This is a genomic window from Micromonospora sp. Llam0 (genome assembly GCF_003751085.1).
Lineage (GTDB): Bacteria > Actinomycetota > Actinomycetes > Mycobacteriales > Micromonosporaceae > Micromonospora_E.
The window spans coordinates 509,296-530,181 of the sequence record NZ_RJJY01000002.1 but is presented as its reverse complement, the minus strand read 5'-3'; the positions used below and the strand labels follow the sequence as shown (position 1 = coordinate 530,181).

General features: G+C 70.7%; 20 protein-coding genes and 1 pseudogene. 10 read left to right on the top strand and 11 right to left on the bottom strand.

From position 1 onward, the window contains the following. Window positions 1-602: 602 nt before the first annotated feature. The gene (locus EDC02_RS29555) at window positions 603-1,547 is read right to left on the bottom strand and encodes an alpha/beta fold hydrolase (protein ID WP_123605591.1); all 945 of its coding nucleotides are present in this window, start codon (window positions 1,545-1,547) and stop codon (window positions 603-605) included. Window positions 1,548-1,610: 63 nt separating this feature from the next. Here EDC02_RS29555 and EDC02_RS29550 point away from each other — a divergent pair, with 63 nt between their 5' ends. Then, window positions 1,611-2,558 (top strand): YafY family protein, encoded by a 948-nt coding sequence (locus EDC02_RS29550; RefSeq protein ID WP_123605590.1) that lies wholly within the window; start codon window positions 1,611-1,613, stop codon window positions 2,556-2,558. Between the two features lie 32 nt (window positions 2,559-2,590). Here the strand turns inward: EDC02_RS29550 and EDC02_RS29545 are convergent, their stop codons facing one another. Next, window positions 2,591-3,088, bottom strand: coding sequence for a YcxB family protein (locus EDC02_RS29545; RefSeq protein WP_123605589.1), 498 nt, complete (start codon window positions 3,086-3,088; stop codon window positions 2,591-2,593). A 31-nt stretch (window positions 3,089-3,119) separates the two neighbouring features. Beyond that, window positions 3,120-3,992, bottom strand: a complete 873-nt coding sequence (locus tag EDC02_RS29540; RefSeq protein WP_123605588.1) for an SDR family NAD(P)-dependent oxidoreductase — start codon at window positions 3,990-3,992, stop codon at window positions 3,120-3,122. A 103-nt stretch (window positions 3,993-4,095) separates the two neighbouring features. Between EDC02_RS29540 and EDC02_RS29535 the strand changes: the two genes are divergently transcribed. Then, window positions 4,096-4,932 carry a helix-turn-helix transcriptional regulator gene (locus EDC02_RS29535; protein WP_123605587.1) on the top strand — a complete coding sequence of 279 codons (837 nt, stop codon included), beginning with the start codon at window positions 4,096-4,098 and terminating at the stop codon, window positions 4,930-4,932. Window positions 4,933-5,115: 183 nt separating this feature from the next. Here the strand turns inward: EDC02_RS29535 and EDC02_RS29530 are convergent, their stop codons facing one another. The 3 genes and pseudogenes from EDC02_RS29530 to EDC02_RS29520 form a co-directional block, all read right to left on the bottom strand. Beyond that, window positions 5,116-7,998: a WD40 repeat domain-containing protein gene (locus EDC02_RS29530; RefSeq protein WP_123605586.1), complete on the bottom strand. Its 2,883-nt coding sequence runs from the start codon at window positions 7,996-7,998 to the stop codon at window positions 5,116-5,118. Between the two features lie 397 nt (window positions 7,999-8,395). Then, window positions 8,396-8,536 (bottom strand): annotated as a pseudogene (locus EDC02_RS42955) (IS701 family transposase); the annotation flags it as partial. Between the two features lie 44 nt (window positions 8,537-8,580). Continuing rightward, window positions 8,581-9,264, bottom strand: coding sequence for an alpha/beta fold hydrolase (locus EDC02_RS29520; protein ID WP_123605585.1), 684 nt, complete (start codon window positions 9,262-9,264; stop codon window positions 8,581-8,583). Between the two features lie 53 nt (window positions 9,265-9,317). Between EDC02_RS29520 and EDC02_RS29515 the strand changes: the two genes are divergently transcribed. After that, complete coding sequence (locus EDC02_RS29515; protein WP_123605584.1) at window positions 9,318-10,301, top strand: YafY family protein; 984 nt, start codon at window positions 9,318-9,320, stop codon at window positions 10,299-10,301. Between the two features lie 97 nt (window positions 10,302-10,398). Here EDC02_RS29515 and EDC02_RS29510 read toward each other — a convergent pair whose 3' ends face one another. Both EDC02_RS29510 and EDC02_RS29505 read right to left on the bottom strand, forming a co-directional pair. Further along, window positions 10,399-11,043 carry a hypothetical protein gene (locus EDC02_RS29510; protein ID WP_123605583.1) on the bottom strand — a complete coding sequence of 215 codons (645 nt, stop codon included), beginning with the start codon at window positions 11,041-11,043 and terminating at the stop codon, window positions 10,399-10,401. A gap of 87 nt (window positions 11,044-11,130) precedes the next feature. Next, window positions 11,131-12,033: an NADP-dependent oxidoreductase gene (locus tag EDC02_RS29505; protein WP_123605582.1), complete on the bottom strand. Its 903-nt coding sequence runs from the start codon at window positions 12,031-12,033 to the stop codon at window positions 11,131-11,133. Between the two features lie 106 nt (window positions 12,034-12,139). Between EDC02_RS29505 and EDC02_RS29500 the strand changes: the two genes are divergently transcribed. Further along, window positions 12,140-12,544 (top strand): helix-turn-helix domain-containing protein, encoded by a 405-nt coding sequence (locus EDC02_RS29500; protein WP_123607211.1) that lies wholly within the window; start codon window positions 12,140-12,142, stop codon window positions 12,542-12,544. 149 nt (window positions 12,545-12,693) lie between these two features. Here EDC02_RS29500 and EDC02_RS29495 read toward each other — a convergent pair whose 3' ends face one another. Together EDC02_RS29495 and EDC02_RS29490 are read right to left on the bottom strand one after the other, a co-directional pair. Beyond that, a complete protein-coding gene (locus EDC02_RS29495; protein ID WP_199757963.1) occupies window positions 12,694-14,091 on the bottom strand; it encodes an MFS transporter in 1,398 nt (465 codons plus the stop codon). Window positions 14,092-14,187: 96 nt separating this feature from the next. Further along, window positions 14,188-14,904: an alpha/beta hydrolase gene (locus EDC02_RS29490; protein ID WP_123605580.1), complete on the bottom strand. Its 717-nt coding sequence runs from the start codon at window positions 14,902-14,904 to the stop codon at window positions 14,188-14,190. A gap of 124 nt (window positions 14,905-15,028) precedes the next feature. On the opposite strand from EDC02_RS29490, the gene EDC02_RS29485 reads away from it, so the two are divergent. The 5 genes from EDC02_RS29485 (at window position 15,029) to EDC02_RS29465 (ending at window position 19,184) form a co-directional block, all read left to right on the top strand. Next, window positions 15,029-15,478, top strand: coding sequence for a MarR family winged helix-turn-helix transcriptional regulator (locus tag EDC02_RS29485; RefSeq protein ID WP_158632358.1), 450 nt, complete (start codon window positions 15,029-15,031; stop codon window positions 15,476-15,478). Between the two features lie 145 nt (window positions 15,479-15,623). After that, window positions 15,624-16,529, top strand: a complete 906-nt coding sequence (locus tag EDC02_RS29480; RefSeq protein WP_123605578.1) for an ABC transporter ATP-binding protein — start codon at window positions 15,624-15,626, stop codon at window positions 16,527-16,529. Continuing rightward, window positions 16,529-17,284 carry an ABC transporter permease gene (locus EDC02_RS29475; protein WP_123605577.1) on the top strand — a complete coding sequence of 252 codons (756 nt, stop codon included), beginning with the start codon at window positions 16,529-16,531 and terminating at the stop codon, window positions 17,282-17,284. The genes EDC02_RS29480 and EDC02_RS29475 overlap by 1 nt, the downstream gene beginning before the upstream one ends. A 32-nt stretch (window positions 17,285-17,316) precedes the next feature. Beyond that, complete coding sequence (locus tag EDC02_RS29470) at window positions 17,317-18,567, top strand: sensor histidine kinase (RefSeq protein WP_199757962.1); 1,251 nt, start codon at window positions 17,317-17,319, stop codon at window positions 18,565-18,567. Then, window positions 18,564-19,184, top strand: a complete 621-nt coding sequence (locus tag EDC02_RS29465) for a response regulator transcription factor (RefSeq protein WP_123605575.1) — start codon at window positions 18,564-18,566, stop codon at window positions 19,182-19,184. The genes EDC02_RS29470 and EDC02_RS29465 overlap by 4 nt, the downstream gene beginning before the upstream one ends. Here the strand turns inward: EDC02_RS29465 and EDC02_RS29460 are convergent. Then, on the bottom strand, window positions 19,181-19,819 hold the full coding sequence (locus EDC02_RS29460; protein WP_123605574.1) for a TetR/AcrR family transcriptional regulator: 639 nt from the start codon (window positions 19,817-19,819) through the stop codon (window positions 19,181-19,183). The two genes, EDC02_RS29465 and EDC02_RS29460, sit on opposite strands and share 4 nt — an antisense overlap. Window positions 19,820-19,911: 92 nt before the next feature. Here EDC02_RS29460 and EDC02_RS29455 point away from each other — a divergent pair, with 92 nt between their 5' ends. Continuing rightward, the gene (locus EDC02_RS29455; RefSeq protein ID WP_123605573.1) at window positions 19,912-20,865 is read left to right on the top strand and encodes a ketopantoate reductase family protein; all 954 of its coding nucleotides are present in this window, start codon (window positions 19,912-19,914) and stop codon (window positions 20,863-20,865) included. The last annotated feature ends 21 nt before the right edge of the window (window positions 20,866-20,886 follow it).

Here is a 20,886-nt window from a genome sequence, read left to right as displayed (position 1 = left end):
CCGTGCCCGCGACGACCTCAGCTTCGCCGGACAGACGGTCTCGGTGCCGGCATCGGATACTCGCTGGTGGGTGGAGCGCGGTGGAGGGAAACTGGGCCGTGATCGTCATCCAGCGGGTCAGGGTGCGGTGGACGGCCGCGGCACGTGGCGCGTCGGCGGCGAACGCCCGTCGTGGCCTTGACCAGGCGGTGGCCCTGCCCCGATCGTTACCGGCAAGCGATGTAGTCATCCACGAGGTCCTGGCCGACGAGGCGGTCGGTTACGAACCCCATGACGAGGTGCTGCACGGCCGCGTCAAGCAGGCCCGCAGCATCGGTCTGTGGCTCGGTCGGGACGGCGACACGGTCACCGTCGACCGGCTGCCCGGCTCGTTCACCGGCTGCTCCTGCAACCCGAGTTGGTACTACGAGGACTGGCTGGTGCACGTCAGCCACGGCCCGGCGAGTGACGACCGGTTCGTGCAGGGGCAGCCGGACCGCGACATCGACCACCGCGTGCACACCTGTACGGCGGAACCAGACGACGCAGCGCCGGGTCGAGCTAGAGCAGACCGGCGCTGCGCGTATCCGCCTTGCCTGACGTGGACAGTGGCACGAGCGGGGTCAACGGGCTCGGACGGTGGCTTCCTGCTGTTCCAGCCAATTCAGGATCGCTCGGGTTGTTTCCTCCGGCTTCTCCTGCTGGATCCAGTGACCGCAGTCCAGGGTGACCACGTCCACGTTGGGCACGAAGTCTGCCAGCCTGTCGGACTTCGCGATCAGGTCCCGGTCGCCGTAGATCATCAGCGTGGGCTGCTGGATGACCGGGTCGACGTCTGCCAGCAGGTGCCAGTTGCGGTCGAGGTTCCGGTACCAGTTGATGCTGCCGGTGAACCCGGTCGACTCGAAGGCAGCGACGAAGACGGCCAGTTCGCTGTCGCTCATCACGGGCTCACCGAGTGGCGCTTGCGCCCGGGCCAGGTCGATGAACGCCATCCCCGGCTGGGGCTCCATGAGAGGCACGTTCTTCCGGTACAGGTTGCGCAGGAACTGGAAGGTGTTCTCGTCGAACACGGCGTCCGCGACACCTGGCTGTCGGTTGAAGTGGACGAAGTAGAAGTCGCCGCCGAGGATGGCTTCCATCAGCTCGATCCAGGGTGTTTCGCCGCGCTCCTGGTACGGCAGGCTCAGGTTGATCACCTTGTTCACCCGGTCCGGATGCAGCAGGGTCAGCCCCCAGACGACCATCGCACCCCAGTCGTGACCGACGAAAGTGGCGTCCTCGTACCCGTAGTGATCGAGCAGTGCGACGAGATCACCCGACAGGTGTGCGATGTCGTAGTCGGTCACCTCGGTCGGGCGCGACGAATTGCCGTAGCCCCGCTGGTTCGGGACGATGACGTGGTAGCCCGCCGCCGCCAAGGCCGGCACCTGGTGACGCCAGGAGAAGGCATGCTCCGGCCAGCCGTGACAGAGCACGATCGGGTTGCCGGCATTCTGTCGGCCGGCTTCGAAGACTTCGAGCTTGACGCCGTTGACGGGGACAATGCTGGGCTCGGGGAAATTCATGTCGCCATCCTGCCGACCAAAACCGGTCACCTCATGACCGGTTTAGCTGACAATCTTGGCGGCATGCGAACCGACCGGCTGGTGGCCATCCTCCTGCTCCTGCAGCAGCGCGAGCAGGTGACGGCGGCGGAGGTCGCCCGCGAGCTGGAGGTCTCCGAGCGCACCGCCCGCCGCGACCTGGACGCCCTGGCCATGGCCGGGGTGCCGGTGTACTCCACGCAGGGCCGAGGCGGCGGCTGGCGGCTCGTGGGCGGTGCCCGTACCGACCTGTCCGGGTTGACCGCGAGTGAGGCCCGCGCCCTGTTCCTGGTCGCCGGCCCGGCCTCGGCCACGACGCCGGCCGTGCGATCAGCGCTGCGCAAGCTCGTCCGCGCCCTGCCGGAGCCCTTCCGGGTGCAGGCCGAGGCAGCGGCGTCGTCGATCGTCACCGACCCGCAACGATGGGGGACGAACCGGGTCGACCGCCCGCCGCCGCGCTTGCTCGACGAACTCCAGGACGCGGTGATCCGGGGCGTCCAGGTGCGGCTCGGCTACGTCGACAGCACCGGCACCGTGACCGAGCGGACCGTTCACCCGCTCGGCATCGTCGCCAAGCGCCCGTGGTGGTACCTCGTCGCCACCACCGAAGCCGGGCGGCGGACCTTCCGGATCGACCGGGTGTCGTCCGTCGACCCGACCGACGATCCGGTGCACCGGCCGGCGGACTTCGACCTTGCCGAGAGCTGGCGGGAGATCGCCGACGAGGTCGACCGCAGCCGAATGCCCGTCGAGATCCAGGCGGTCTGCGCGCCCGACGGGATCGGCAAGCTCCGGATGGCGCTCGGCGACCGGCTCGAGGTGGGCGGCCCCACGGCCGACGGCCGCATCGAGGTCGTGATCCGTGGCTACAGCGAGTACTCGCTCGCCGGCGAGCTCGCCTGGCTGGTCGAATGGCTCGAGGTGACCGGCCCCGTGGGTGTGCGGGACCAGTTGGCCACGATCGGCACCGCGCTCGTCCAACGGTACGGCTGAGAGCTCGTCGAGCGGTCCGGCCGAGACCGGCTTCACCCCGCCTGGAGCAGGCCGCGATCGACCATGAAGTCCCGCAACGTCTCGATGTCGTCGGCGGACATCAACTCGCGGGGGAGCACGGTCGCCGGCATCCGGCCGACGTACACGATCCAGAAGCCGGGGGTGTCGCGCACCTGGCTGACCCCGTCCCAGGTGATATCGCTGAACTCCGTACCGCTGCGCATCGTGATGGTGTCGTCGGTGATGTCGTAGCCGCCGTCGACCGCGTACTCGCCGGACCGGCGCCGGGCGCGCGAGCGCACCCACGGCCCGTACAGCATCGACAACACCCCGGCGGTGACCATCGACATCCACAGCAGCGAAAACTGCTCGCCCCAGCCGTACTCCCGCGCGGCGACGAAGCCGGCCGCCCCGGTCACCGCCAGCGCCGCGCCGATGTAGCCGAACTTGGCCAGCCGCACCCGGCTGAGCGCGGCGGCCACCCGGCCCGGGTAGTCGGGATCTGCGGGGACGTCGAATCGGATACGCACCCCAGCACGATAGTGCCCGCACCCGCCGTCGTCAGGTAGCGGTGAGGGCGTCGGCGGCGGCGAACAGTTCGCGCTCCCGCGCCGGATCGTAGGAGGCGTCCGACGAGCGCTCGGCCTGCCCGAGGTTCACGTACGACCCGCTCGGTGCCACGGCCGGGCCGGTCGCCACCCGCGCCAGGTGGCTGCCGGCCGTACGCGGGCCCACCGACAGCGGTGTCAGGGTGAGCAGCGGCAACACCCGGGCGGCCACGAACCGCACGACCGGACCGGAGTCGCGGGCCAGCCCGGTGCCCGGCACGAAACCCGGATTCCAGCTGTACACCTCGGCGTCGGGCAGCCGCCGCGCCCACTCGTGCACCAGATAGACGACGGCGAGCTTGCTCGTCGAGTACGCGGTCCGCCCGGCGACCGCCGTGTCCGGCTGGTCGGGGCGGGCCAGCTCCGTCGGGGGCCGCCACCGTGGCGCAGGTACGAGTCCCAGGTTGTGCCGCAGGTCGCCGAAGTGGGTGTCCGAGCCGGTGATCACCACCCGCCGCAACTGGTCGCCGAGCAGCCGCAGCAGCAGGTGGTTGGCGAGCACGTTGACCGCGAACGTCACCTCGAACCCGTCGGCGCTGCGCCGGGCACCGCTGGTCACCTGCAGCCCCGCGTTGCCGACGAACGACGTCACCCGGGCCCGCTCCAGCACGTGGTCGGCGGCGGCGCGCACCGAGTCCAACGACGACAGATCAGCGGGTACGCCGTACACCTGCGGGTTTCCGCTCTTGTCGCGCAGCGCCTCGGCCAGCCCGCCGGTGCGGTCGGTCACGAACATCCGCAGCTCCGGGTTGGCCGCGAGCATCGCGATCGCCGCGTGCCACCCGATTCCCCGGCTCGCGCCGGTCATCAGCATTGTCTCGTCCATACCCATGACTGTCGCCGCCGCCGCGATGCGCAGCCAGCACCCGGTGCGACGGTAGGACCAGCGGTACCAGGAACAGCCCTGCGCCGGCCGGGATACTGGTGAGGTGACCAGCGCCTTCGGTGCCGCCGTGAAAACCTGGCGGGGCCGGCTCTCCGTCGCCGACACCGGCCTGCCGGCGACCGCCCGCCGCCGGGCAGCCGGGCTGCGTCGCGAGGAGTTGGCGTCGCTCGCCGGCCTGTCGGTCGACTACGTGGTACGGCTGGAGCAGGGCCGCGCCCGTCACCCGTCCCCACAGGTCGTCGCGGCCCTGGCCCGCGCGCTGCAGCTCACCGACGCCGAACGTGACCACCTGTACCGTACGGCCGGGCTGCTCCCGCCCGCCGCCGGCCACGTCGGCACCCACATCCCGCCCGGCGTGGCCCGTGTCGCCGCCCGGCTGGGCGACGTCCCCCTCGCTGTGTTCTCGGCCGACTGGACCCTGCTCACCTGGACCCCGCTGTGGGCCTCGCTGTTCGGCGACCCGGCCGCCGTACCCCCGGAGGAGCGCAACCTGCTGCGGGTGCTGTTCACCCCCGGCGAGTCGCCCGCGTGGCCGCGCGTCACCCCTGCCGGGGTCTCCGAGGCGCTGCCGGCCGCATTCGTCGCCGACCTGCGGGCCACCGCCGCCGCGTACCCGAACGACCGCCGGCTGGCGGCGCTGATCGCGTCGCTGCATACCGCCAGCCAGGAGTTTGCCGCACTCTGGGACTCAGGGGCGGTCGCCGCGCACGCCAGCGAACGCAAGACGATCGCGCACCCGGTCGTCGGGCCGGTGACGCTGGACTGCGACGTGTTGACCGCGCACGGCTGCGACCTGCGCATCGTGGTGTACACGGCACCCGCCGGCTCCCCGGACGCCGACAAGCTCGACCTGCTGCGCGTCACCGGAGTGTCTTGCTGACCGACAGCAGGTTCCGCTACAGAGCTTGAAAGGTTGATGTTCGTCGGCTTGTCTGCGTGGCTCGGGGCAGGGCGGTGAGCCACGCCGGCAGATCTCGAGTTCTGGCTTGGGATTGGCGGGTCTGGTGAGGATCATCCGGGCGGGCTGGCGCGGGGAGATATGACTGCGGACGGCGTCCGTCAGCTAGCAGAACGGTCTCCAGATGTGCACCGCGTTGGCGTCGTCGCTGGAAGCCACCACCAGGTCGCCGTCGACCTCGGTCGCGGCGACGCAGTTGACCATGCTGGTCTTGTGTTCGCGGTAGTGCTCGCTGACCTCTCGCAACTCATTGTCGAGAAGGGCGACGCCGTTCGCAAAACCGGCGACGATCAGGGTACGGCCGGCGGCCTCGACCATCACCACCGCGCCGCTGCGGCCGTGGCCGTGGCCGTGCTGTTTGAACGCGGCGATCAGGTCACCGGTGAGGGCATCGCGGAGTTCCAGGTCGTCCTCGCTCGGTCCGTGGTACGAGTAGTCCTCGGCATCGGCGTCGAGACCGTGCATCCTGACCACTCTGCCGTTCCTCACCCCGAGGGCGGCCACCTCGCCGCCCTCGCTGAGATGGATCGGCTTGCCGATGGGCTGTCCGGCCGACACGTCCCACAGCGCTGCCACGGAGTCCCCCGCGCATCTCTCGTCGTCCGCCGTGCCACCGTGCACGAACGCCAGCAGTCGCCCGCCGGCCGCGGCCAGCGCGACCGACCCGACGAACCGGCCGACCGGCAGGTGGGCGACCTGCTCGCCGGTGACCACGTCCCAGATCCGCAGCGTCTGGTCGGCTCCCGCCACGCCGACCAGTGACCGGCCGTCCATCTCCACGGTGTCCGCCGCGTACATCGGCTTGTCGCCGCGATGCAGTGGGGCGCCCAGAGCCGCACCGGAGTTCACGTCCCAGCGCTGCACCAGCCCGTCCTCGGTGACGCCGATCAGGATGTCGCGGGCCGGCCCACCGAAGACCACCGCAGTGACCTGGGCCCTGCCCACGGCGATCGAGTCGACGATCCGGCCGGTGGCCGCGTCCCACAGCCGGATCGTCCCGTCCGCGGAGCTGGACGCGAAGGCGGGCCGGCCCTCTCGGGTGCCGGCGGTCAGGGCCGTGACCTGGCCGGTGTGTCCCGTGTCGACCGAAGGTGCGCCCATCATCCACATCCGCGGAGCGCCGGTGGAGGCCACCGAGATCACCGCGGCCTGGCCATCCCAGTGCGTCGGCAGCAGCGCGGTGATCTCGCCGGGGTGACCGGCGAACGGGGTCCCGATGGCTTCGCCGGTGGCGAGGTCCCAGAGCCGGACGGTCCTGTCGCCGCCGCCGGTGACCACCACCTGACGACCGGAGACCTGCGCGAAGGCGATGGCCGACACCGACTGGTTGTTGATCTTCGGCAGGCCGTCGTCGATCCGGTGACCGGGCAGCACGGGCCCCGCCTCACGTCCGGTGGACGAATCCCAGACCTGCACCGGGCCCTTCGCGTCACCGGCGGCAAGCAGCGTCCGACCGCCGATCCGGCCGGTCGCCAGCACGTTGATCCGCTTCATGTTCTCCACGGTGATGCTTCCGACCAGCACGCCGGTCCGGGCGTCGTAGAACTCGACACCCCGGTTGAACCGCCGGGCCACCGTCGGCTGCCCGGCGAACTCCACGAACGTCATCGGGTTGTCCCATGTGCGGAAGCGCTCCGACTCCGCCGGGAGTTCCCGGTAGAAGACCGTTCGAGAGGTCTGTGGATCCCACACCCGCAACGCCGTCGGGACGGTGTCCGAACGGCCGCCGGTCAGGACGGCGAACATCGCACGGCCGTCCACCACGCCGGCCGCGATCGTCCGCACGCCGTCACCGAACGGCGCCGTGCCGACCGGCAGACCCGACTCGAAGTCCCACACCACCCCCGTGGCGCCGCACACCAGCAGGGAACCACGTCCGCCGACATCGACGAAGGAGCAGTTCCGCCCTTTGGCGTCGGACTCGACGTAACCGGCGTAGTAGGGACTCGGGACCAGGGTGCCCGCTTCGACGTCGAACACCTTCAACGAGCGGCCGTGGTAGCCCGCCACGGCCGCCGTTCGACCGTCGAGGACACCCAGGGCCAGCGCGGAGGACCTGCCGAAATCCACGCCCAGCCGCCGCCCGCCGTGCGGTGCGGGCAACCAGACCTCGGTGCCGTTCCGACCCTCATAACCCCACTGCACCAGGGCGATGATGTCGCCGTCCTGGGCCTGCAACCGCAGATTGTCGATCGGCCGGTCGCCGACCGACTCGGCGTCCCACAGCGGCGGCAAGTCCGCCTCGCGCCCGTCGGTGACGTCCCACGCCAACCCCGGACGGTCGGCATACCTGCCCGGAAAGACCACCCAGAGGTGGCCGTCCACCACCACCGTCGCGATTGTGCTGAGTTCCCGGCCGCCGAACGGCTCACCGACGGCGGCACCGGTCAGCGCATCCTGCAGGAAGTGGGCGCGACGCAGGACGTCGTAGCGGACCTGGAGCAGCCTGCCCTGATGCTCCGCCAGCGCCTTGACGTAGCCGGTGCCGTCGTGCTGGGCGATCACGCTGCCGTCCCGCGCGTCGTACACCGTCGCACCTGCGGCGACGATCCCCCGGCCGTCGATCGTGGCGACCGCGATCGGCCAGTCGCGCCGGATCCGCGGGAACTCCACGTCGATGGGCTCGCCCGACCACACATCGCGCAACCGCAACACCCGTACGCCGTCGTCCCCGTCGGCCGGGCTCTGCAGCAGCAGGGCGAGAACCGCCCGATCGCCGCACATTCCCACCGCCGCGGCGCGTGGCCCCTTCGAGCCGTGCAGCCCCGACCGGTCCGGAACGCGGGCTCCGGTCTCCAGATCCACCACGGAGTAGTAGGACCCGTCGGCGGTCGGCAACCCGAAAGTGGCCAGGGCGGGGCGGCCCGCGACGGTGACCAGCGCGGCCGGTCCGACCTCGTCGGACTGATGGGATTCGTCGAAGCCCAGTGGCGTCCGCAACACCCGGTGCGGCGCGAAGATTCCGTCCTGTTCCCAGCCCTGTGTCATCCGAGCCTCTCCTACGCCATTGCGGACCAGTACGGCTGACCGCTTCTACAGCCGGGAAGAGCTACGGGGTTCAGCGCCCGTCCTGTCCCGATCAAGTATCGCGGGCCGGGCTCGCACCCCGGTCAGGAGCCCTGCACCGCGCGACGCCGGGTCAACCAACTCGAAGCCGGCAGCGTCGGCCCTGGGTGGGTTCGCCGCATGAGATCCGCGAGTGCGGCGGGGAGAAGGGGGTTGGCCTGCGACGTGGGCGGGAACGCGCCGCTGAGCGAAGACACGGTCCGCGCGTTCGAGCAGACCCACGGGGTACTGCCGCTCGCCGACGCGTACGGCGAAGTCAGCGACCTGTTCCACGGCCACCTGCGTACACCCAGCCCGTTCACGCCCGGGGCCAGTTACCCAGCGTCCAGCCGTTCTTGCGCTCCATACCCGCGACGAGCCCACCGACATACCGGCGGGCTCGTTGGCGGGGTTCCGACCTGGCAAAACGCCTGCCTACCTGATCCAACTGCCCATCGAGTTCGTCCTGCCAGGACAACACATCAACGTACGTCACATCAAGTCAATGCTCGACCAGCGAACGTACTAGACCTCGGCGAGGATCCGGGCCAGCTCTGCCGGCCGGGTGAGCATCGGCCAGTGCCCGGAGTCGATGTCGACCAGATCGAGGTCCTTGGCCCGGGCCAGCTCGGGGATGTCGCCCGCGTCGATCATCTCCCGGGCCTGAGCCGGCGTGAACTCCGGGCACACCAGCACGACCGGTACGTCGAACCGCCGCTCGTCGGTCAGCCGTACGACGCCCTTGGTCACGCCCTCGGGGACCGGGATCGCGGCCGCCGCGAAGTCCCGCCGGGCCTGCTCGTCCAGGTCGGCCGAGTCCGCGCCCTCGAACGGATCCCAGCCCGGGAACGGCATGACACCGTCGGTGATCTCGAAGAAGTCGGCGTACGGCTGCCCGTCGTCCGTGGGGAACCCGCCGATCAGCACGACCTTGGCCACCCGCTCCGGCCGCGCGTCGGCCGCCATCCAGGCCAGGGTGCAGGCCGCCGAGTGCCCCACCACCACCGACCTGCCAGGGGCCGCGTCCACGGCGGCGAGCACCGCGGCCAGCTGGTCGGCCAGCGTCGCCGAGGTGTTCCCGTCGCCTTGGCCCGGCAGGGTCACCGGCACCGTACGCCGGTCCATCTTCTCCAGCTCGGCGGCGACGTCGGTCCACGCCGACCCGTCGAGCCACAAGCCACCGATGAGCACGATCTGTTCTGCAGTCATGACGTCAACCTAACGGCGATTCCGGACGTTCTACTTCCGGTACTGTCGGCGCTGTGCGAAGCGGTCCGAGCCCCACCGCCCGGGCCATCCGTGCGCTCGAGCTCCTGCGGGAACGCCCCGGCACCACCGCCGACCAGCTTGCCGCCGCCCTGGGCGTGACGGAACGGGCCGCGCGACGCTACATCGGGATCCTTCGGGAGGCCGGCATCCCGGTCGAATCGGTCCGTGGTCCGTACGGCGGCTACCGGCTCGGCCGGGGAACCCGGCTGCCGCCGGTCGTCTTCACCCAGGAGCAGGCGCTCGGCCTGGTCATGGCGGTGCTCGACGGGCAGCCGGCCGCGATCGACCCCGACGACCCGATCGGCGCGGCGCTCAGCAAGGTCATCCGGGCGCTGCCCGACAGCGTCGGCCGGCAGGCGGCGGCCCTGCGGGGGTACGCCTCGGCCACCCCCGACCGGCATTCGGCCCGTACGGACCCGGTCACCACGAACGCCCTGGTCACCGCCGTCGCCGAGCGGTGCCGTGTCCTGATCACCTACCGGGGCGGCAGCGGCGAGCAGTGGGACGCCGAAGTCGACCCGTGGGCGGTCGTGGTCCGGCACCGCCGCTGGTACCTGCTGTGCCACTCGCACCGCGCGGCCGCCGTCCGCACGTACCGGATCGACCGGGTCCGGGCCGTGCAGCAGCTGCCGTACGGCTTCACACCGCCCGACGACCTGGACCCGGTCGCCGCGCTGGAGGAGCATCTCGGCGCGGGCTGGCAGTACCGCACCCGGGTGGTGTTCCACGCGCCGCACGACCGGGTCGCCCCGTGGATCCGGCCGCCGATGGGCCGCCTCACTCCGGCCGGCGACCGGTGCGTCCTGGTCGGCAGCACCCGCAACCCCGCGATGTACGCCCAGGAGTGGCTGGCTGCCGTCCCGTTCGACTTCACCGTGGAGGAAGGCCCCGAACTGCAGGCCGCCGTCGCCACGGTCGCGGCCCGCTTCAGCGCGGCACTCCCGCCTCCGCCGCCCGGGACCATGCCCGGCGACTAGCCCGTACATCAGAAGTCAACGGCCCGAGGGCGGACGACCGGAAGCCGAACTCTGTTTCAGCCTGATCCCGTTGCGGGATTTTGATCCTCCAGGGGGATCACGCCGGAAGAGGTGTCACCCCTCCTTCGATCCTGTCGGTCAGGTCGAGAATGTCCGGTACGGCGTCCAATACGGTGACTTCCACCAGGGCCCCGTGGCGGCCGTGCCGGCGGCGGTACTCGTCGTAGGGGTAGTCGGCGATCGGCAGCCAGGACCGGTGCCCCCGTACCGGATGGTTCTTCTGCGTCACCGCCCCGGAGTTGAGCCGGCACAGTTCGATGCGTGGGCCGTGCCGTTCGACCAGGGCGCGGGTGTCGACGTGCAGGACGACCTGGTCCTCGGTGCGGTACTCCTTTGCGTTGCGCAGCCGGTCCAGGCGCTGCGGGGTGGCCCAGAAGAAGACCCGGGAGTTGATGGCGGCGAGGTACTGGGCCAGCGAAGAGTCCGGATCGATCTTCTCTGCGAGGAACTTCATCGGCTTCTGGTCGCGGATCACCGCCGGCGGCAGGCCGGGCGCACGCAGGACGGTGGATTGCTTTCGAGGTGCGTTCAGGAGTCGGTCACGCTCGTCCGCGTCGAGGCCGAACAGCTCGATCAGGCGTTGCGTGGACAGCAGGCCGTGCCGTTGCACCGACGGCCACGCCGCCGCCGACATCGTGTGGAAGACCCGCGGGTGGCGCTCGATCAGTTCCTCGACGTCCATGCCTGGGCATGATGCCGTACGTCCATCGCTATGGACCAGTGGGAGATTTGGTCGACGTTGGCACCACTTGACCGAACGGGGATTTGATCAGGGGATGATCACCACGCCGCCACGTACGCCGCCCCGGGCCAGTCGGTCGTGGGCGGCCGCCGCGTCGGCCAAGGAATACACGCCGGCGACGCGGAGCGGGATGTCGCCGCTGGTGACAAGTTTGACCAGCTCACCCAGCCGGGTTCCGTCCGGGGTGACCTCCAGCGCGTAGGTCTGGATTCCCTGTACCGGTTCCGGACGAAGCGGGGGTGACGCCGCGACGTAGCCGCCGCCGTCGCAGATCAGCTCCAGCAACGCGGGGCCGATCACGGCCAGGTCGACGACCGCGTCGAACGTCCCCGTCGGATCGTCGGAGCGCGGGAGGAAAGCCGCGCCGAGCGACTCGACGAACTCGCGGTCGTCGTCTGCGGCGAGCCCGGTGGCGTGCAGGCCGGCCGCGCGGGCCAGCGCCAGCACGAACCCGCCGACCTGTCCGGCGGCGCCGGTGACGAGCACGGTCGCGTCCGCCGGGAGTGCGAGCAGGTCGAGGGCCTGGGCGGCGGCGAGGCCGTTGACCGGCAGGGTCGCCGCCTCGGTGGCGGGGACGCCGGCGGGCGCGGCGGTCAGCCAGGCGGCATCGAGCAGTACGTACTCCGCGTGGGCGCCGGCCGTGGTCTGCAGCCATGGGGTGAAGCCGATGACCTCCTCGCCGACGGTGAACTCCTGAACCGACGGGCCGACCGCGTCGACGGTGCCGGCCACGTCCCAGCCGGGCGTGTACGGCAGGCTGGTGGGCAGCGGGGCGGGGAACCGACCGGAGCGGACCATCAGGTCGACCGGGTGTACGGCGGATGCGGCGACCCGCACCCGTACCTGCGTCGGTCCGGGCTCGGGCACCGGCACCTCGGTGACCCGCAGGACCTCCGGTCCGCCGAACTGTGAGTAGCTGACTGCGCGCATCGCCGTCTCCTTCGTGGGATCTCGTGATCACCACGAACGTACGGACGGTGGGGCACTGAAAGAAAGAAGGTACCTTTGAGTGCCTAGGGCACTCAGGGAGGGCATGATGCCGACGACGACCGCCGCGCAAGGCCGTGAGCAGGACAAACGTGAGTACGACGCGTTCCTGGCCGGCTGTCCGACCCGCGAGCTGCTGAGCCGGCTCACCGACAAGTGGGTGGCGCTGGTGATCCCGGCGCTGGTCGACGGCCCGCAGCGGCACAGCGAGCTCGCCCACCGCATCGCCGGCGTGAGCCAGAAGATGCTCACCCAGACCCTGCGGACGCTGGAACGCGACGGCCTGGTCACCCGTACGGTGACCGCGTCGGTGCCGGTCCGCGTCGACTATGCGCTCACCCCGCTCGGCCACGAGTTGTTCCCGGTCATGCTCGCGATCAAGAGCTGGGCGGAGGCGCACATGGACCAAGTCTTCGAAGCCCGCGCCCGCTTCGACGCACAACCTCAGGCTTGACCCGGGGTGACGGACATTCGGCTCGGCGGGAGCCGTCAGGGAACCGCGGTGCCCACCTCGGTCCAGGTGCTGTCGTCGTGCACGTCCCCGATGGAGATGCCGTCGAGGATCTTCGTCAACTTGGTCGTCTGGTGTCACGGCAGGTCCGCTCAGGCGGCAAGGCGAGAACCTGGTACGGCCAGCGCGGCGAGCGCCGCAGCGGCCATGACTGCCGCCGAGACGACGAAGGCGACTGCGTAGCCGGACTCGGCCGGCACGGACGTGCCGGCTACCAGGGCCGACGTCACGATCGCCGGCCCCGCCTGGGCGCCGAGCGCCCCGCCGATCGTGCGCATGATGGTGTTGACGCCGGTGGCCACGCCGGTCTCCTGCGGCTGGACGGCGGAAACGACGAGGTTGACCACCGAGGAGAAGGCGAAGCCGACGCCGACACCGATGATGCCGGCACCGGTCGCGATGGCCCACGCGGAGTCGAGTCCCGCAGCGATCACGACGAAGCCGGCCAGGCTGATCACGCAGGCCGCCACGAGCGTGCTCTTGAAGCCGGTACGGGCACCGAGCCGCCCGGCGACGGGACCGGCGATCAGCATCGTGACTGCCATCGGCAGCAGGAACAGCCCGGACCGGGTCGGCGTGGCACCGAATCCATAGCCTGCGTCGGCTGGCGTCTGGACGAACTGCGGGACCAGACTGAACGCGCTGTAGAGCCCAGCGCCGATTAGTAGGGCGACGAGGTTCGCGCCCAGCACCGACCGCCGTCCCAGCATCGACAGGTCGATCAGGGGTTCTTTGACGCGTCGCTCGACCACTGCGAACACTGCGAGCGCCATGGTGCCGGACACGACGAGTGCGGCAGTACCGGGCAGCGTCCACGTCCGGGCCTGGCTGATCGCGAGGAGCACCGCCGTCAGCCCTGCTGTCACCAGGATCGCGCCCAGCCAGTCGATCCGGCCGTGACGTCGGGTCCGGGTCTCGCTGATCGACACGGCGACGGCGGCGAACGCGATCGTGACCACGATCAGGCTGATCCAGAAGATCCACGGCCAGCCGAGATGGTCCAGGATCGGGCCGGCGATGACAAGTCCGATGCCGAAACCGATGCCGAAGGCGGCGCTGATCGTACCGATGACCACGGGCACCCGGTCGCGGTCGAACATGTCTCGCACCAGGCCGAACGCGAGCGGGAAGGTGGCCGCGCCGAGTCCCTGGACGGCCCGGCCGGCGATCAGCGTCCCCGCGGTGGTGGCGAGGGCCGACACGAGTGTTCCGAGCCCGAGGAGGGCGAGGCTGACCAGCATCAGCCGCTTCTTGCCGAACATGTCGCCGAGCCGTCCGAGCAGGACCGCGCCGACCGACGAGGTCAGCAGGAATGCACTGAGCACCCAGGACATGGTCGAGGGCGATGCGTGGAACTCGGTACGCAGTTCCGGTAGCGCGGGAATCACCATTGTCTGCAGGAGCGAGAACGACAGCACCGCGCACAGCAGGGCGGCAAACGCTCCACGGGGCGACCGGAGTCGTTGTCGGGTCACATCAGAAGAGGTCACACCAGTTCCGTTTCGCGTTTCTTGAGCGGAAACTGTCGCCGATGGCCGCCCTGCCTACTCACGACGCCGGGGGTAGGCGGGGCGGCTGTGCGGCGGTCAGCCGAGCTTGAGTAGCAGGTCGGAGAGTTCGATGGGCGCGGTGATCATGCAGTCGTGTCCGGTGGCCAGTTCCCACCGTTGGGCGGGGGTGCCGTTGGGCTGTACCGGCGGCACCGGCCGCCGGTGTGGCGGGGCGCCGACGGTGCACTCGATGTGCGTACGCGGGATCCGGTCCGCCGCCGGGTTGTCCAACCGGACCCGCTGCTGGAAGGAGAGGACGGTGGCATCGGAGAGCAGGGTGCGCAGCCACGCCTTGTCGGCGGGATCGGTCACGCCGAACAGTCCGGTGTCGGGCTGCTCGGGCAGCGGCGGGATGCGCCAGGGCGCGTCGGCCTGGGCGGCCTGGTCGATCAGGAACTGGGTGAGGGGAATGACGTCGATGGCGTTCTCGCCGTCGGTGGGGATCATGGCGTCCAGGTAGACCAGATGCGCGATCCGTTCCGGGACCTCGTTGATCACCGAGGCGACGACCATCCCGGCGTAGCTGTGCCCGACCAGCACCACGTCGGTCAGGTCCTCGTCCTTGATCAGCCGCACGATGTCCTCGACGTGGGTGTCGAGGCCCGTCGTCGGACTCAGCAGGTGAGCCTGGTCGCCGTGGCCGGTCAGTGACGGAGTGAGGACCCGGTGTCCGGCTTCGGTCAGTGGCGGGATCACCCGCTTCCAGGCTGCACCGCTGTGCCATGCGCCGTGTACCAGCAGGTAGGTGGACATGTTTCTCCTTCGATGGATGACGGATATTGCCTGGCTCCTCCAGGTGGTGGAGCCGGCATAACGATTGTGAGGCTACAACGATTTTGATCGTCATACAATCTGGGATCTGGGTATGATGGGCCACATGGCAACGACGACGCGCACCGCGCCACTGGCACAGTTGGGCGTACTCCTCGCCGGTCGCGGCGCGGTCGCCAGCGCCCGCGTCCGCGACACCCTGGCCGCCCAGGGCCTGACCATGCGGTGCGTCTACACGCTGACGCACCTGGCCGACGGGCCGGTCAACCAGCAGGCACTGATCGACCTCCTCGGCGTCGACCCGAGCGCGCTCGTCGCGGTGCTGAACGAGTTGGAAAGCCTGGGCATGGCCTCCCGGCAGCGCGACGCCGCAGACCGCCGCCGGCACATCGTCACGATCACACCTCGGGGCACCGCGGCGCTGCAGTCCGTCGAGTCGGCTCTGGACGGCGCGGACGACGACCTGTTCGCCGCGCTCTCCTCCGATGAGCGAGATCAGCTCGAGCGGCTGCTGACCAAGGTCGCCGACGCAGGATCCTGCGGCGACAAGTACTGACCCTCGCGTCCCGCCACGCACCGGCGGACCGCAGCAGCAGAGCGGCCACGGCGGGCGTCAACCGATCGGTTGATGCGCGGATCGACCGACCTCGGTGCCGGCTGGGCGATCCGGCAACCCCCGGCGGCGGGCCACGCTGGCTCCCATGGGCATCATCGAGGTGACGAACCTCCACAAGCGGTACGGGGACACGGTCGCCGTCGACGACGTGTCGTTCACCGTCGAGCCGGGCGAGATCTTCGGCATCCTCGGGCCGAACGGCGCCGGCAAGACGACCACCGTCGAATGCGTGAGCGGTCTGCGTACCCCCGATCGTGGCCAGGTCACGGTGCTCGGCCTCGATCCGCGACACGACCGGCGTGAGCTACGGCAAAAGGTCGGGGTGCAGTTGCAGGAGCACCGGCTGCCGGACAAGCAGACGGTGGCCGAGGCGATGGATCTGTACCGGTCGTTCTACCGCGAGCCGGCGGACGGGCGGCGGCTGCTGGACATGCTCGGGCTCGCAGGCAAGCGCGACACCCCGTACCGGAAACTCTCCGGCGGGCAGCAGCAGCGACTGTCGGTCGCGCTCGCCCTGGCCGGCCGACCCACCGTCGCGGTGCTCGACGAGCTCACCACCGGACTCGACCCGCAGGCCCGGCGGGACACCTGGGACCTGATCGAAGAGGTACGCGACACCGGCGTGACGATCGTCCTCGTCACCCACTTCATGGACGAGGCGGAGCGGCTCTGTGACCGGCTCGCGCTGATCGACGCCGGGCGCGTGGTCGCGCTCGACACCCCCGCCGGCCTGGTCGCGTCGGTGGCGGCCGAGCAACGGGTACGGTTCCGGCCGTCGACGGCGCTGGACGAGCGGCTGTTGACCGACCTGCCCGAGGTGACCGGCATCCAGCACCACGGGCAGCAGCTGGTGGTGACCGGCACCGGAAACCTGCTGCAGTCGATCATCTCGGTCCTGGCCCAGCAGCAGATCGTCGCTCATGACCTGCGGGTCGAGCAGACCAGCCTGGACGACGCCTTCGTCACCCTCACCCGGAAGAAGTCTGCCTGATGTCCGCGCTGCGCAAACTCACCGTCGCCGAGGCGAAGCTGTTCCTGCGGGAGCCGATGGCGGTCGTCTTCGGGGTGCTGTTCCCGACCGCGATCCTGCTCGGGCTCGGTGCTGTCCCCGCGCTACGGCAGCCGTCGCCGGAGTTCGGTGGGGTGCGGTTCGTCGAGCTCTGGGCCCCGAGCGCACTCGTGCTCGGCCTCGGCATCGTCGGACTGCAGCACATCCCGGTGGCGGTGGCCGGCTACCGGGAGCGGGGCATCCTGCGGCGGATGTCCACCACCCCGGTCCACCCCGGCACCGTGCTGGCCGCGCAGCTCATCGTCGCCCTGGCCGCTGCGGTCGTGGCGGCCGTACTGCTGATCGTCTCGGCCTGGCTGGTCCTCGACGTGCCGTTGCCGCGACGGCCGGTCGGGTTCGCGGCCGCGTTCCTGCTCGGTTTCGGCGCGATCCTGGCGATCGGCATGCTGATCGCCGCGGTCGCACCCACCGCCCGGGTCGCCAACGGACTGGCGACCGTCGTGTACATGGTGACCATGTTCGCAGGCGGCGTCTTCCTGCCGCGGTTTCTCCTACCGGACTTCCTGATGCGCCTCGGCGACTACACGCCGCCCGGGGCGCAGTCGCTGCTGGTCGGCTGGTCGGGTGACGCAGTGGCCGGGGCGGCGGGTTCCGCACAGCTGCTGCGACTCGGGATAATGGCGCTGATCGCGGTCGCCGCCGGCGGTGCGGCGGCGAAGCTGTTCCGTTGGGAATGAGCCGAAGCTGTTCCACCGGAAGCGAGGCGAAGGTGCGAGCGTCGACGAGCGGTGACACCGGCCCCGGCTGGGACCGCTGGTACGACAGGTTGCTCGTCGGGGTGCCCTGGCTGCTGCTGCCCGCCTCGACGGCGATCGCCCTGACCCAGCCCGGCCGGACCTGGCCCGATCATGCGATCACCCTGGGCCTGGTCGGGGCGACCGCCGGGTGGGTGTACCTGGGACACACCCGGGTGCCGCCGGACCGCCCCAGGCGGACCCTGCCGATGCTGATCTACTTCGCCGGGCTGCTCACGCTCAGCGTCGCGCTGATGGCCCGTGACGTCATTTTCCTGCTCTTCGCCATCACCGGGTTCTTCCACGCGTACCAGTTGCGGCCGTGGCCGCTGGGGGCGGCCGGCGTGCTCGGCACCTCGGTCGTCATCAACACGATGGCGACCGAAGCTCCGGCCGCGACGGTGCAGTCGCTCGGCACCTACCTGGGGGTGATCGTCATCCAGACCGTGGCGATCAGCGCCGGCATCGTGCTCGCCGAGCGGAGCACCCAGCAGCACGAGCGACGCCAACAACTGGTCGCCCGGCTGGAGGCGGCACTGGAGGAGAACGCCGGGCTGCATGCCCAACTGCTGGCCCAGGCCCGCGAGGCCGGCGTGCGCGACGAGCGGCAACGGATGGCCGGGGAGATCCACGACTCGCTGGCCCAGGGCCTGACCGGCATCATCACCCAGGTGCAGGCGGCCCAGCGGGTCTGGCATTCGCCGACCCGGGCGGGTGAGCCCATGGACCGGGCGCGTGAGCACGTGGACCGGGCGCTGGCCCTGGCCCGGGAGAGCCTGGACGAGGCCCGGCGGTCGGTGCAGGCACTGCAGCCGCGCCAACTGGAGGCCGCCCACCTGCCGGCGGCACTGGGCGACCTGGCCCGGCGCTGGGCAGCCGACACCGGAACAACCGTGCGGTTCGACGTCACCGGCGAACAGGTCGCACTGAGCCCGGCCATCGATGTCATCCTGTTTCGGGTGGCGCAGGAGTCGCTGCACAACGTGGTCCGACACGCTGATGCGTCCCGGGTGGGGCTGACCCTGTCCTATCTCACCGATGTGGTCCTGCTCGACGTTCGCGACGACGGCCGGGGCATGAACGGTGGCCCGGCCGACGGGTTCGGCCTGCGGAGCATGGTGCAACGGGTCCGCAGCGTCGGAGGTGCGATGGAGATCGAGACCGCTCCGGGCGAGGGCACCGCGATCAGCGTACGGGTGCCGGCGATCCCGATGCTGCGATCATGATCCGCATCCTGATCGTCGACGACCACCCGATCGTCCGCAACGGACTTCGGGGCGCCTTCGCAGGGCTGCCCGACATCGAGGTGGCCGGCGAGGCCGCCGACGGTCGGGACGCGGTCACCGAGGCGGTACGGCTGCGGGTCGACGTGGTGCTGATGGACCTGCGGATGCCGCAGATGTCCGGCGTCGAGGCGATCGCCGCCCTCGCCCAGACCGCACCATCGGTACGCGTACTGGTGCTCACCACCTTCGACAGCGAGACCGACGTGCTGCCGGCGGTCGAGGCGGGCGCCACCGGCTACCTGCTCAAGGACACCCCACCCGAGGACCTGATCCGGGCCGTCCGGGCCGCCCACCGAGGCGAGTCCGTCCTCGCACCGTCCGCCGCGGGCCGGCTCATGGGCCGGGTACGCCGGCCGACCGGGTTGGTGCTGAGCAGCCGGGAGCGGGAGGTGCTCCAAATGGTCGCCGACGGTGCCGGCAACCGGGAGGCGGCGAGACGGCTGTTCATCAGCGAGGCGAGCATCAAGACCCACCTGCAGCACATCTACGACAAACTCGGCGTACGGGACCGGGCCGCCGCCGTCGCCGAAGGTTACCGGCGCGGCCTGCTCCGCTAGCCACCAGGCCGCTGGGCCGCGTCCGCAGGGGACCGGCGCAGCCCGTCCAGGACGAGGGTGATGACGCCGTCGGCCTCGGCCCGCCAGTCGTCGCGGTCGTGGGCCGCGCCGATGCCGTGCAGGGCCATCATGACGGCGCCGGCGCTCACATCGTCGCGGACGGCGCCGCTGCTGACGGCGGCGGCCACCAGGTCGGTGACGGCCTGCTCCAACGCCCGACTGCCTTCGGCGAGGGTGCCCGATCCGGTACTCGCCGACGCTCCGGTGGTCATCAGGGTGGCCAGGGTCCGGGCGAGGCCGGCGTGGGCGTGCAGGTAGTCGACCATGCCGCGCAGGAAGGTCGCCAACGCCTCCGCTGCGGGCAGCGTGGCCTGCAGGTCGCGGGCGCGGCCGCACAGCGTGGCGACCTCCTCGCGGTAGACCGCCTCGGCCAGCGCCTCCCGGGTGGGGAAGTGGCGGTACAGCGTGCCGGTGCCCACCCCGGCGAGCCGGGCGAAGTCGTCGAAGCGCAGGTCGAAGAAGGCCCCGGTGGCGAAGACCTTCCGGGCCGTGGCGAGCAGGGCGGCGCGGTTGCGTTGGGCGTCGGCGCGTAGTGGCTTGGGGGCGGTGTTGGCGGGTAGCGGCTTGTCGGTCATGAGCACCTCGTGGTTGACAAAAACGGAGACTGTCTCCATATTTCTAGGAACTGGAGACAACCTCCAGTTCAGCCTACCGTACGAGGTGCAGCGTGAAGATCCTGATGTTCGGCCGGGGCGTGGTCGCCACCATCTGCGGCTGGGCCCTGGAAGCCGGCCACGACGTCGAGTTCTACGTCCGGCCGGGCCGCGCGGCGGCGTACGGGGGAGCAGTCGACCTCGACCTGCTCGACAGCCGGCGGCGGATCTGGGGGAAGCGCGTCGCCCGGACCTGGCCGGTTCGCTACCGCGAGGAGCTGACACCGGACCACGACTTCGACCTGATCGTGCTCAGCGTCCCGCACCACCGCCTTGCAGCGGCGGCCGACTTCCTGGCCCCGCGCGTCGGCACCGCCACAGTCCTGATCCTCGGCAACATCTGGGCCGAGCCGCTGGCCGCGATCGGCGCGCTCCCCGTCGACCGGGTCGCCTGGGGCTTCCCGCCGGCCGGCGGTAGCTTCGGCCAGGACGGTGTGCTGCGCGGGATATTACTGCCATCGGTCCTCTTCGGCACCCTCGACCGGCCACCGACCACCCGCGAGCAGGCCGTGCGCCAGGCCTTCCGCGATGCCGGTTTCCGGCCCCGGGAGCAGCCCGACTTCCGTGGCTGGGTGTGGATCCACTTCGTGCTCGACGCCGGCCTGCACGCACAGGGCCTGCGGCTCGGCTCGCTGGCGAAGCTGGCCGGGTCTACCGGTGACCTGCGCGCGGCGCTGCGCGTCAGCCGCGAACTTCTGCCGCTGCTCGAGGCACGCGGCGTCGACCTGCGGCGACACCGGGGCAGCATGCTGCTGCGTGCGCCCACCTGGTCGACCGCCGCTGCCCTCGCCTGGCTGACCACCCACTTCCCGCCAGCACGAGTGGGGTTCGAAGCACACGACGACCCGGACGCCGAGGAGCCGCGGGAGGTCTGCCGCGACACCCTGGCCGAAGCCCGACGGCTGGGCATCGCGGCACCACGCCTCGCGGCGGCCGAACCGTACTTCGCCCGCGAGACAACGGCCTGAGTGCGGTCACGGGCGGTTCGA